The sequence below is a fragment of the Undibacterium sp. Ji49W genome (genome assembly GCF_049340205.1).
In the GTDB taxonomy this organism is placed as follows: Bacteria; Pseudomonadota; Gammaproteobacteria; order Burkholderiales; family Burkholderiaceae_D; genus Undibacterium.
In genome coordinates, this window is the sequence record NZ_JBMPOW010000009.1 from 171363 (window position 1) to 184981 (window position 13619).

Below are 13619 nucleotides of genomic sequence, written 5' to 3' on the forward strand. Positions count from 1 at the left end.
CCACAAACTATGCGTCGACCGAGCTGCTTATCAGCCCACCCAGACGCGTGCATTGCGGAACATGCGCATCCAAGGCGAATCTTCTCCCCATCCGTCTGGATGCCAGGAATGCAGGACTGAACGGAATACGCGCTCTGCATGCGGCATCAATACCGTAAAGCGACCATCTTCATTGGTGACTGAGGTAATCCCCTGTGGTGAACCATTTGGATTGTAAGGGTAAGCTTCAGTCGCCTGACCAGCATTGTTGACAAAGCGCATGGCAACCTGTGCCTTGGCAATATCACCTGTAGTTGAGAAGTCAGCAAAACCTTCACCATGCGCAATAGCGATAGGTGTTTGTGTGCCGGCCATGCCCTGGAAGAAAATGGAAGCCGAGTCAGCCACTTCCACCATGGCAAAACGGCCTTCGAATTGCTCGGATTTGTTTTTGGTAAATTTAGGCCAGGCCTGTGCACCCGGAATAATGGATTTCAGGTTACTCATCATCTGACAACCATTGCAGATACCAAGACCAAAGGTGTCATCACGATGGAAGAATTGCGAGAACTGCTCAGACATCATGGCGTTGAACAAAATGGTTTTGGCCCAGCCCTCACCTGCCCCCAATACGTCGCCATAAGAGAAACCACCAACAGCGATCAAGCCCTTGAAGTCAGCCAGTTTTGCACGTCCAGCGATGAGGTCGCTCATGTGTACGTCCACTGCTTCAAAGCCGGACTTATGCATGACGTAGGCAGTTTCTATATGCGAGTTCACACCCTGCTCGCGCAAGATGGCGACCTTGGGACGCGCGCCAGTCGCGATGAATGGTGCCGCCACGTCTTGCTGCGGATCGAAACTCAGTTTGGGTTGCATGCCTGGATCATTCGCATCAACGATGCGTGCATATTCAGCATCAGCACCAGCCGGGTTATCACGCAGACGGGCGATTTGCCAGCTGGTTTTGCTCCACAACTGATGCAATGCAGTTCTAGGCTGAGAATAGATTTGTTTGGCGTCGCGAGTAAATTCGATGATGCCGCTATTGTTTGGCTTGCCGATGATATGACTACAGGCACCCAGATTAAAGCTGCGCAAGACATCCATGACTTCTGAACGCTGTTCAGTGCGGACCTGTATCACTGCACCCAGCTCTTCATTGAACAAGGCGCGCAAAGTCATGTCATTACGACGCTCAGATACCTGGCTGGCCCAGTTCTTGGCATCACCCTGGTCTGCCGCATGCTCGCTATCCATGGTCAGGATATCGAGATTGACGGACAAACCCGCACGACCGGCGAAGGCCATTTCACACAGGCTGGCGTACAGACCACCGTCAGAGCGGTCGTGGTAAGCCAGCAATTTGTTTTCGCCATTCAACTGCTGGATAGCAGCAAAGAAAGCTTTCAGGTCTTCTGCACTATCGACGTCCGGCGCATCGTTGCCGAGTTGCTGCATGACTTGCGCAAAGCAGGAAGCGCCCAGGCGATTCTTGCCACGACCAAGGTCGATCAGAATCAGGCTCGTATCGCCCTGGTCCAGGCGTATCTGCGGCGTCAGCGATTTACGCACATCATAGACAGGCGAGAAGGCAGAAATAATCAGTGATACTGGTGAAGTTACCGCCTTGCTTTGACCTTCATCCTTCCAGGTTGTACGCATGGACAAAGAATCTTTACCCACCGGGATACTGATACCCAGTGCAGGACACAAGTCCATGCCGACTGCCTTTACCGTATCAAACAAGGCAGCATCCTGGCCAGGCTGGCCACAGGCAGCCATCCAGTTGGCTGACAGTTTGATATCCGAAATATCCCTGATCGGTGCAGCAGCAATATTGGTGATGGCTTCACCCACGGCCATACGGCCCGATGCAGCGGCATCAATCACGGCCAACGGTGTACGTTCGCCCATGGACATGGCTTCACCCAGGTAGCCTTCCAAACTCATGGTGGTCACGGCGCAATCAGCTACCGGCACCTGCCATGGACCAACCATCTGGTCACGCACTGATGTAGCGCCAACCGTGCGGTCACCAATGGTGATCAGGAATGATTTGTCAGCCACCGTAGGCAGGCTCAATACGCGTTCTGCGGCGACTTGCAGATCGATGCCCGTCAAATCAATTTTTGGAAAATCATTGCTGACATGGCTAACATCCCTGTGCATTTTTGGTGGTTTGCCCAGCAAGACATTCATGGGCATATCGACTGGTGAAGTGTCATTCAGCGGATCGATCACGCGTAATTGACGTTCTTCAGTCGCGGTACCCACCACGGCAAACGGGCAACGCTCACGTTCGCAGAAATGACGGAACAGTTCCAGGCTTTCTGGTGCAATGCCCAGCACATAACGCTCCTGCGATTCATTACTCCAGATTTCTTTCGGTGCCATGCCGCTTTCTTCCAGCGGTACTTTACGCAAATCAAACAGGGCACCACGCTTGGCATCATTCGTGATTTCGGGGAAGGCATTCGACAAACCACCGGCGCCTACGTCATGGATGGACAGGACGGGATTATCGTCGCCCAACTGCCAGCAGGAATTGATGACCTCTTGCGCACGACGTTCCATTTCAGGGTTGCCACGCTGTACAGAATCAAAATCCAGATCCGCCGTATTGGTACCTGTCGCCATCGAAGAAGCCGCACTGCCACCCATGCCTATGCGCATGCCCGGGCCACCGAGTTGTATCAACAGCGTACCTACCGGCAGGTCATTCTTTTTGGTGTGCCTGTCCGAGATATTGCCGATACCACCAGCGATCATGATGGGCTTGTGATAACCGTATACAGTACCACCGACGTTTTGTTCAAAGGTACGGAAATAACCACCCAGAACAGGACGACCAAATTCATTATTGAAAGCCGCACCACCCAAAGGGCCTTCTATCATGATCTGCAATGGTGAAGCAATGCGGTCTGGCTTGCCGTAGGCATTCGCATCGACTTTAGCAGTCAAACTGTCACCCGCATTTTCCCAAGCCTGGCGCGCGCCCGGCAACATCAGATTGGATACGGTAAAGCCGGTCAGGCCAGCTTTTGGACGGGCACCGCGACCTGTTGCACCTTCATCACGAATTTCACCGCCAGCGCCGGTAGAAGCGCCCGGGAACGGGGAAATGGCTGTCGGGTGATTATGCGTTTCCACCTTCATCAGGGTATGTGTCAGTTCTTCTGTGACCTGATACACCTGGTCTTTACCGGACGGGAAGAAACGATTGACGACTGCACCTTCCATGATGGAAGAGTTATCACTGTAGGCAACGATGGTACCCTTGGGTTGCAACTCGTGGGTATTTTTGATCATCTGGAACAGGGACTTGTCCTGTTTCTGACCATCGATTGTCCAGTCTGCATTGAAAATTTTGTGTCGGCAATGTTCGCTGTTCGCCTGCGCAAACATCATCAGCTCAACGTCAGTCGGATTGCGTTTGGCTGCGGTAAAGGCATCGACCAGGTAATCAATCTCATCATCTGACAAGGCCAGACCAAGTTCGCTATTCGCATGCAACAGGGCTGCCTTACCACCTTGCAGTACGTCGACATGCTCCAGCTCCTTGGCAACCAGTTCAGAGAACAGCGCCTGGGCTTGCTGCGCGTCAGCCAATACCATTTCTGTCATGCGGTCATGCAGAAGTGCTGCGACCTGTTCACGGCTGCCATCAGCAAGCTTTTTGGCACCGCCCAACAAACCAGTTTTTACCTGCACGTAGTAAATAATGCCACGTTCCAGACGATGGATATGCGTCATGCCACAATTGTGAACAATATCTGTCGCTTTGCTGGCCCAGGGTGAAATCGTGCCGAAGCGCGGGATCGCGACGAACACATCCCCTTCACCACTGGCGGCAAAGGCATCGCCATAGACCAAGAGAGCATTCAGGCGATCAGCGTCTTCTTTGCTCAGTTCAGATGCCGTATCGACAAAATGAACATAGCGTCCGCTGACGCCGACAATACTGGCATCGACAGCTTGCAAACGAGAGAGAAGACCGGAGGTACGAAAAGCAGACAGGGCGTTGGAGCCTGGCAATATCAACATGGTGAGCGAGGTAGTTGAGGCAATGTACACAAAAACTGCGGTGCACATATGCTGGTTGGATCAGAAAGCGAGATTATACCTTGATGACCAAGCTGATTCCAAACGCAGGCGACAAGAATGCGCCCTCAATACCAAACACCATGCCAAACTCAATTCACAAACAAAGTGCTATGACCGATTTTTTTACTGTTGACGAACTTGAACGCATAGTTCTTTTCATTAAAATGCGGCAAATCCTCATCCAGGACGATGATACTGACTTTTTTATCATCAGAAATCCTGTCAAACATGGCATCTGTGATAACAATTGCATTTTTATGCAGCTTGTTGCCCCAAAACAGATCGCTGCTGCGACTATCTATGATGCGCACTGGCTTCTTCAGGTAGAACGGCAGGGATGACTGGTTTTCAAAGACCCGGTATAAAAATACCTCGCGCCCACTCTTATTATTTTGCAATTCCAGAGCCATAGGCTGGGTTGATGTCCAACCGGAAGACGCTTGCAAAACACCAATGGCGGTGAACAATATCATTGCCGGCAATGCCACAAAAGGCAGCAGACCAGTACGTGGGTAACGCCACACCAGCACACCTATGACAGCACTAAGTACAGCCATCACTATCAGACATACGTGAACAAAATGCATGCCACCCATGCCATAGATGCTGAGCGTTGCCAGCCACGCCCCCTTGCCACCATCAGCCCACCATGCCAGTGCGGCAAAAATCCCGGCAAGTACCAGAGCCACCAGGCCGCGCGCCCAGGCACTGCCCATGGCTCTGTTTTCCAGCGCAATCGCCAGTTGCAAGGCCGCCAGCGGCATCACCACCACCAGGTAGTAATTGGCCTTGGCACTGGAAAGAGAAAAAAACAAGACCGGGATAATCCAGGCACAACTCATGAAACTGCGCAAAGATCCGGGCGTCTGTTGCACAGCTTTCACGAACAGTAACAGCGGCAGGAAAAAGGACCAGGGGAACAGATAAATGATCATCCTGGGCAGGTAATACCACCAGGCACCGGCATAGTAATCATGAGGCTCGCGCTTACCCAAAAACCGCAGTACGTGCTCATTAATAAAATAGAACCAGGCAAAGATGGGTTCGGCCATGATGGCAGCGATATGCCAGGGGGCCGCAATCAGGAAAAACAAAGCAAGTCCGCGCCAGTTCAGCCAGCCAGCCAGACGGCTAAAAAAATCCCGTACCGAGCTTGCCAGCAAGATGGTATAGGTGAACGTTACCGTACCAAACAAAATAATCGCCACAAAGCCCTTGGCCAGCAAGGCCAGCGCGAGAAACGCCATGGACCAGTACAACCGCTTCTTGTCGCCTGAAATACTGTACAGGTAACCTGACATCAATGCCCCGGTCAGCATCACGGTCAGCAACATGTCAAACATCAGCGTGCGCGACATGGCGATCACGCCCAGACCGCTGATAAACATCAGCGCAGCGAGCTTTGCCGCATTCGGACGTGCTATCTGCCGTCCAAACCATATCATCAAACCGACACACCCCAGGGCTGACAAGGCAGGCACCATGCGCGCCGCCCATTCATGTTCACCAAACAGGGCAAATGAGAAAGCCGTCAGCCAATACAGCAACGGCGGCTTTTCCATATAAGCCAGGCCATTCAGATGCGGAATAATCCAGTTGTGCCAATCACCAGCCGCCAGCATTTCTCTGGGAATTTCGGCATACAGCCCTTCGTTATTATCCAGAATAGGGTAAGCACCGAGGCCATAGGCAAGAAAGAAAAAGGCTAATAGCCATACCAGCCAGGCAGGAATATCCGGCAGTTGTGCTTTCTGACTAGACTGAACAAAACTCATAAAGACAATAAACTCATTTATCGGTGCGAGCGTATTCTACGCATCTTCAAAATTGTTTTTTGGAAAAGTAACGATTATTCAAACACTTGAGACAAAACAAAAAAAAGACAAGCTAGATGCTTGTCTTTTTATTGCACTCAGGAAAATAATCAGGCTGCCGAAGCAACATTCTTAGCCCAAACCAGCGACGCCATGTGCGCGGCATTCAAATCTGGAGGGGTAATTTTCAGTGATTCGGCCAACGAACCAACCAGCATGCTATTGAGCTCACATGCTTCGGCCAGGGCAAGGAAGGGGCCATAGGTGCCGCCGCGAGAAATCAGAGCCTCGGTCACAACTTCAGGCAATTGCACGGTAGACAGGACTTCTTCCATCGGGATTCCCAACAACCTGTCCAGCAGGGAAAACATACCCGCAACGAACAGATTTTCAGCCTCACTTTTGGACATTTTACCCTGCCCCAGCGCTTCTGCCAGGCGGCCACGGACAATCGCCGTTTCCAGCAATACGGGGGAATAACCACTGGAACTGGCAGTTGCCAACAACACGGTCAGCCAACGATACAAAGGGCTATATCCCAGCATCTGTACAGCATGCTTCAGGGACTGCACTTCTGATCTCAGACCGAAACCTGCGGAATTGATATAACGCAGTAATTTATACGCCAGTGTGGCATCACGTTTGACGACAGCTTCCAGTTGCTGGATGTCGGCATTTTTCCTGACCATTTCCATCAATTGCAAAATGGTGGTTTGTGCGGTGTTCAAGGTTTTTGGTGCACTGCTTGGACGTGGCGTCAAATGCAGTTTACCGACAAAACTATCGAGCCCCAATGCGGAACAGGCATCAAAATCCTGCCAGGTCATAATGTTGCGGGCCACCATACGCACCGTGGATTGCTTCAGTGCGGCATAAACTTTGGCCTGGGATGCAAAATTGGCAGCATTCAATTGCACTTCCAGGTGGGTGATCAGGGCGAAGTAGGATCGCTCCAGTGTCGTTACCTCCGCTCCACGCAGGCACAGCCCGTAACCGAGCTGGCGCAACTCTGTCACCGCTGCCAGCGTTGCAGGATCAGCGAAATACTTTTTATGTAAAATCAGGACAGTGTTTTTTGCTGGCAGCAACTTTAAACCAGGTGCGTGCAACAACTCTGGTACGGCTTCCAGGAACAGCAGGCTGTCACCAAGCAAAAATCCCTCGTCATCATCATGCAGTTCCTCAGCGACGAACTCCATCAGTTCGCTCAGGCTTTCTGTACTTGATTCAATATCCTGATTAGGCTGCTGCCAGGAAAATTGAAATCCGATTACCCGCTGTTTGGGATCAAGTAATGGTTCCCTGACAATGAAGCTCGCTTCGATCATGTTATCTAGTATGTATGTTAATTAGGTATGAATGAAACAGTCAGAATCCAAGGCTATCAAGCAAATCATCTACCTGCCCCTGATTTGCCACCACCTCGGCATTTCCTTCCGGATTGATTTGCGGACCATTCAAGAGTCCATCTGAAATGTCCCGCTTGACCTCATCAGGCGAATAGTCAATCAGCAACTGCACGAGTTGCTGTTCCAGACTCTGAGCCAGTTCAGTTACTTTTTTGATGACCTGGCCAGTCAGATCCTGAAAATCTTGCGCCATCATGATATCCATCAGATGAGACTTGGTTTCCACGCTGTTTTCACTGGCCATTTTGAGGTAAACCTGCATTTGCTGCGCCATTTCCTGATACTGCTCAGGTGAGGCTGAACCAGACTGCAGCGCGGCCAAAGCCACACTCAGCGTTTTGGCTTCTGAATCCAGTGTTTCCTGCAAGGGGATGGCAGCATCCGTTGCATTCAACACACGCTGCGCCGCTTTTTCAGACATTTTTGCAACATAGTCCAGCCGGTCACGTGCATCAGGAATACCTTCTGCCGCACGTTCCAACAATTTATCCAGGCCCAGACCACGCAAGCTATCATGCAACAATCTGGTCATGTGCCCTACTCTGTGCAGGAGGTCATCTTGTTGAGTATTTTGACTGATGTTCTGACTCATGTTCCCCCCGATTGAAAACTGATGGCCTGACTATTTCCCCAGTTTTTCAAAAATTTTGGTCAGTTTTTCGTCCAGGGTGGCAGCCGTGAATGGTTTCACGACATAACCGTTGGCGCCCGCCTGTGCAGCAGCGATGATGTTTTCTTTCTTCGCTTCTGCCGTTACCATCAGTACCGGCATTTTCGATAAGGCTGGGTCAGCACGAATATGCTGCAACATGGTCAAGCCATCCATGTTAGGCATATTCCAGTCTGAGATGACGAAATCGAAATCGCCATTCTTCAACTTTGCCAATCCCATTGCACCATCTTCTGCTTCATCGACATTGGAATATCCCAATTCTTTAAGCAAATTCCGCACAATGCGACGCATAGTAGAAAAGTCATCAACTACTAAAAATTTGAGATTTTGATCGGCCATGAATTACTCCACTATTTCTTTAAGGACAGTTATTAGCATTATCGGACAAATTTACATAAAACGGTGCTGAAATTGCAGTAAAGCATTAAATTCTATCTTAATGCATCAAACCCTCAAGGCTCTGCTGCCATGAGTTGCCAGGTAATGCAGGACCTTGGTGGGCAATTCATTCAAGGGACCAACCTCATGGGTGGCCCCAATTGCGATTGCTTCACGCGGCATACCAAATACTACACAACTTGCTTCATCTTGGGCAAAATTGTACGCGCCGGCATTTTTCATCTCCAGCATGCCGACCGCGCCATCCTTACCCATACCAGTCAAAATAACGCCAACGGCATTTTTACCGGCATACGTCGCAGCAGATTTAAACAACACATCGACAGAAGGCCTGTGCCGGTTCACCGGCGGTCCCTGATCAAGCTGAGTGACATAGTTGGCACCACTGCGCCCCAATAACAAATGTGAATGACCAGGCGCGATATAAGCATGCCCTGGCAACACACGTTCACCACCACTGGCTTCGGAAACTGAAATTTTGCACAAACCATCAAGACGTTTTGCAAACGACCGGGTAAACCCTTCAGGCATATGCTGGGTAATCAAAATACCCGGACAATCTGACGGCATTTGCACCAGGAAGTTCTTGATCGCTTCAGTGCCGCCCGTTGAGGCACCGATAATAATCAGCTTTTCACTACTTGTCAGCGGATTTTTAACTGCTGGCAACACACCGCCTGTGGCTTGTGTGCCACTTGTTGGCGGCAGGCTGCGCGGACGGATTCTGGCCTTGGATGCAATCCGGATTTTATCGGTGATCAGTTCGGTATATTCCAGCATGCCGCTCTGGATGGATAATTTCGGCTTGGTGACAAAATCAACCGCCCCCAATTCCAGAGCACGCATGGTAATTTCCGAGCCCCGTTCTGTCAGCGATGACACCATGATGACCGGCATGGGGCGCAAACGCATGAGGCGCTCCAGAAAATCCAGTCCATCCATTTTGGGCATTTCCACATCCAGCGTGAGCACATCCGGGTTGGTCTGTTTGATCAACTCGCGTGCCACCAGAGGGTCAGGAGCCACGCCGACCACTTCCATGTCGGGCTGGCTGCCGATAATTTCGCTCATGACACTGCGTATCAGCGCCGAGTCGTCAACAATCAATACTTTTATTTTCATTACAAAATACTCCGCAATCAGAGGTGCCGACCGTTAAAGCCAGGCATCGATACAGTGACTAGAACAGATCCACTTCACCACCAACCGAGGTGGTCTTGAGCCTGCTTGCATAATCCTGTTCACGCCTTCTGAGGGTATCGTTATGTTCTACTTTCAATTTCTTCACCAGAACTTTGCCAGTCCTGGGGAAGAAATAGACTTTACGTGGGTAAATATCATTGAGATCTTCGGCAATTACACGCATTCTTTCGGCGCGCAGATAGTCAAGCACGAACCTGGCATTCCGTTCACCGACATTGATAGCGGTAAAACCGCGCAGGACGTTGCCGCCGCCGAACACCTTGGCTTCCATGTTTTCACGTTTCGCTCCGGCTTTCAGGAGCTCATTGATCAACACTTCCATTGCATAGGTGCCGTAACGCATCGATGCAGATACCGGGTTTTCAGCATCACCGCCACTGTCCGGCAACATGAAATGGTTCATGCCCCCAACTCCAGAAACGCGATCACGTATGCACGCAGAAACGCAGGAACCCAACACCGTGACAATCAGCATGTCCTTGTTGGTGAAGTAAAATTCACCAGGCAGGATTTTGGCGGCATCACAATCAAACGTCCGGTCATAATAGACGTTCGTGGCAAAATGCTCTTCACTTAACTGGCTCATGGATTACCCTTTTGCAGATGACGCGATGCCGTTCTGGTACCTGAAGCAAGGGATTTGGCCAACTCGTATACCGTCTTGCCTCTGAGCTTGAAATCATCTGACACGTATAGAAAATTCTCCGAATGGCCGGCAAACAACAGTCCATCTGGCTTCATCAAGGGGACAAATTTTTTCAAAATTTTGCTTTGGGTAGGCTTGTCAAAATAGATCATGACATTCCGGCAAAAAATTGCATCGAACTCACCACTTAAAGGCCAACTCTCTTCCAATAAATTCAATTGTTTGAAAGTAATCAAATCTCGCAATTCAGGCCTGACACGCACCAGCCCTTCCTGCGCGCCCTTGCCTTTTAAAAAAAACTTTCTGGTTCTTTCTGCTGACAGCTTTTCTATACGGTCCAGGTTATAGACCCCGCGCGAAGCTGTCTCCAATACATTGGTATCGATATCGGTTGCAATAATATGGGCCGGCGGCCGCAGCGTGCCAAATGCTTCGCACAAGGTCATGGCGATGGAGTAAGGCTCTTCACCAGTGGAGCTAGCCGAACACCAGATACTGACCGATTCTTTTTTTCCAGCAACATGCTCGGCGAGTATGGGGAAATGATGCTCCTCCCTGAAAAACGAGGTCAGATTGGTGGTAAGTGCATTGGTAAATGCTTCCCACTCCGAATCAATTTCCTGATTTTCGAGACTATCCAGATATTCTGAAAATGAATGGATTCCTGTTGCGCGCAAGCGACGTGCCAGGCGGCTGTACACCATTTCCTGTTTGCTGTCAGCCAAAGAAATACCGGCTCTTTTATATATCAGGTCTCTGACACGGTCAAAATCACGTGCATTGAACGAAAATTCTTTTGAACTGTCAGACCTGTTTTTGTCGATGGATTTCGTCATTCAATACCTTCCCTAACTTTTACCATCATCTTCAGAAGCGTATACACCATTTCTGCACGAAATCTAATTAACACAATACACCATGAAGAATTAGTTCCGCGCTAAAAACAGGCTGCGACATCAAAAATTGTTTGTCTATTGTCTGCTCCAGCGAGACTGGAGCAGATCAACGCTTCCTTCAATCAAAAACCAACTGCCTTTCAAAATTCTTCCCAATCATCTTCATTACGTTTGCTTGCTTCTGCCGCCTGACGGCCAGGGCCGGATGTCGGCTTGCCTGAATCTGCGGAAGCCCTTGGTAAGGCCTTGACTTCCTGACGGGCGGCCGGTGCGGCCTTGGCCGGCGGCGCTTTGCTGACGGTAGGTTTAACAGTCTGGCTTGCTGTTGCCAGCAATTTAAAGACGCTTACCGCCTCCGCCAGTGCCACGGCCTGCTCTTCCATGCTTTCTGCCGCCGCTGCTGCCTGTTCTACCAGGGCTGCATTCTGTTGCGTCATTTCATCCATTTGCGTAATCGCCAGGTTCACCTGTTCTATACCTGAACTCTGTTCCTGGCTCGCCGCCGTAATCTCGCTCATGATGTCTGCCACATGCTGAACGCTGGTGACAATTTCATCCATGGTCTTGCCAGCTTCATCCACCAGCTTGCTACCCTGGTCTACCTTATCCACCGAATCACTGATGAGCGACTTGATTTCTTTGGCTGCACTGGCACTGCGTTGTGCAAGGTTGCGTACTTCGGCCGCTACCACGGCAAAACCCCGGCCCTGCTCACCTGCCCTGGCGGCTTCCACCGCTGCATTCAGGGCCAGGATATTGGTCTGGAAGGCAATCCCGTCAATGACGCCGATGATGTCTACGATCTTGCGTGAACTTTCCTTGATGGAACCCATGGTACTGACCACCTGGCCTACCACCGCGCCACCTTTAACCGCTACGCCTGATGCCGATACCACCAGTTGATTGGCCTGCCGCGCATTATCGGCATTTTGCCTGACGGTGCTGGTCAGTTCTTCCATGGAACTGGCCGTTTCTTCCAGCGAGCTGGCTTGCGACTCTGTACGGCTGGACAGGTCTGCATTACCCGATGCAATTTCTTGCGAGGCAACGGTAATGGTTTCAGTGCCGATCCTCACCTGCCCTACCGTTGCAGCCAGGTTGTCATTCATGTTTTTCAGGGCCTGTAACAGCAAGGCCACTTCATCCGTGCCGGATACAACGACCTGACTACGTAAATCACCTTCGGCAACAGTTTCAGCCAGGCCCAGTGCTTCCTGCAAGGGCTGGGTAATACTGCGCGTAATGGCCCAGGCGAACAAGGCGCCGATTGCCAGCGCAGATACAAGGATGATGTACAGCCACATCGTCAGCCTGGCACCAGCGATGGCAGCAGTATCGAATACCTGCTTGGCGGCGACATCCTGCAAATCGACCAGTTTGTTCATTTCAACAATGGATTTGGAACTCAGCGGATCAATCACAGAAGAAATGATTTTCACCGCACCTTCTGCATTGAAGGCCAAAGCCTGGCCAACTGCATCTTTAAAAGGTTTCTCTATATCCTTGTCGATTTTTGCAATGTCGCCAACGATTTTCTTTTCTTCCTCATTCAAGCCAAGCGACGACAGCTTTTCCTTGGCATCGTCGTATTTTTTTCGCTGCGACTTGACCTTGGCTTCTTCTTTCTGCATTTCACCGACATCTGACTGAATGCCGATATTGCGCATCGCAATACCGCCCTCCAGCAAGGCACTTTTCATATTATTTGCCAGGACCTGCTTTTGGCTGGCGAGATTCAGGCCGTCCACCATCGCCTTGCGGTTATTCCCGCTGAGGGCATTGACAAATAAGATAACGGTAATCAAACCCGCTAAAATAATGGCAAAACCTATCCCCAGTCGAGTTCCGATCTTAAAATTCCTCAGGTTCATAGTGTCTCCTCTTCCTTCCTAATTGGCTTCTGTATTGTTATTTATCTATCCGATGCCATCACAGAAAACGACTACCGGTACATCACGCTACCGCCGTATCCACCAGACCCATTTCTGGACTGGACATGAGCTTGTCAATATCAACCAATATCAACATCCTGTCATCCAGAGTACCCAGCCCGATCAGGAAATCGGTGCTAAAAGTAGTTCCCATTTCTGGCGCTGGTCTTACCTGCTCTGGTAACAAGGTCGTCACGTCGGACACGCTGTCGACTACCATGCCAACAATGCGGCCTTCAATATTCAGGATAATGACGACCGTGAATTGATCATAGGTAGGCGTACCCAGATTGAACTTGATGCGCATATCGACAACGGGAACAATAATGCCGCGCAAATTGATTACACCCTTTAAAAATTCTGGTGCGTTCGCGATGCGTGTTACTGCTTCATAACCGCGAATTTCCTGAACCTTGAGGATGTCAATGCCGTACTCCTCGTTACCGAGGGTAAAAGCAAGGAATTCATGTCCGGCAATGTCGGATTTATTACCGTCACCATGTGAACTGCCATCACTGCCTGCTTGCGAAAATTGCGTCATTTCTTTTTCCTCGTCTTAAAT

The 13619-nt window shown here is 50.4% G+C and carries 10 protein-coding genes; all 10 read right to left on the reverse strand.

Annotated elements, in window-relative coordinates; translation table 11 throughout:
• Positions 1-30: 30 nt before the first annotated feature.
• The 10 genes from purL to ACO0LK_RS13225 all read right to left on the reverse strand — a co-directional run bounded on the left by purL (position 31) and on the right by ACO0LK_RS13225 (position 13598).
• Positions 31-4026 (reverse strand): phosphoribosylformylglycinamidine synthase, encoded by a 3996-nt coding sequence (gene purL, locus ACO0LK_RS13180; protein WP_422975735.1) that lies wholly within the window; start codon positions 4024-4026, stop codon positions 31-33.
• A 149-nt stretch (positions 4027-4175) separates the two neighbouring features.
• Complete coding sequence (locus tag ACO0LK_RS13185) at positions 4176-5861, reverse strand: ArnT family glycosyltransferase (protein WP_422975737.1); 1686 nt, start codon at positions 5859-5861, stop codon at positions 4176-4178.
• A 149-nt stretch (positions 5862-6010) separates the two neighbouring features.
• Entirely contained in the window at positions 6011-7228 is a 1218-nt protein-coding gene (locus tag ACO0LK_RS13190; protein WP_422975739.1) for an EAL and HDOD domain-containing protein, read from the reverse strand.
• 40 nt (positions 7229-7268) lie between these two features.
• On the reverse strand, positions 7269-7901 hold the full coding sequence (gene cheZ / locus ACO0LK_RS13195; protein ID WP_422975741.1) for a protein phosphatase CheZ: 633 nt from the start codon (positions 7899-7901) through the stop codon (positions 7269-7271).
• A gap of 30 nt (positions 7902-7931) precedes the next feature.
• Positions 7932-8321 carry a chemotaxis response regulator CheY gene (gene cheY / locus ACO0LK_RS13200; RefSeq protein ID WP_110253727.1) on the reverse strand — a complete coding sequence of 130 codons (390 nt, stop codon included), beginning with the start codon at positions 8319-8321 and terminating at the stop codon, positions 7932-7934.
• Positions 8322-8426: 105 nt separating this feature from the next.
• Positions 8427-9503 carry a protein-glutamate methylesterase/protein-glutamine glutaminase gene (locus ACO0LK_RS13205; protein WP_422975744.1) on the reverse strand — a complete coding sequence of 359 codons (1077 nt, stop codon included), beginning with the start codon at positions 9501-9503 and terminating at the stop codon, positions 8427-8429.
• Positions 9504-9561: 58 nt separating this feature from the next.
• Positions 9562-10170, reverse strand: coding sequence for a chemoreceptor glutamine deamidase CheD (cheD, locus tag ACO0LK_RS13210; protein ID WP_422975746.1), 609 nt, complete (start codon positions 10168-10170; stop codon positions 9562-9564).
• Positions 10167-11066, reverse strand: a complete 900-nt coding sequence (locus tag ACO0LK_RS13215; RefSeq protein WP_422975748.1) for a CheR family methyltransferase — start codon at positions 11064-11066, stop codon at positions 10167-10169. Before ACO0LK_RS13215 ends, cheD begins: the two co-directional genes overlap by 4 nt.
• Before the next feature lie 200 nt (positions 11067-11266).
• Positions 11267-12997, reverse strand: coding sequence for a methyl-accepting chemotaxis protein (locus ACO0LK_RS13220; RefSeq protein WP_422975750.1), 1731 nt, complete (start codon positions 12995-12997; stop codon positions 11267-11269).
• An 82-nt stretch (positions 12998-13079) separates the two neighbouring features.
• Positions 13080-13598 carry a chemotaxis protein CheW gene (locus ACO0LK_RS13225; protein WP_422975752.1) on the reverse strand — a complete coding sequence of 173 codons (519 nt, stop codon included), beginning with the start codon at positions 13596-13598 and terminating at the stop codon, positions 13080-13082.
• Between the last annotated feature and the right edge of the window lie 21 nt (positions 13599-13619).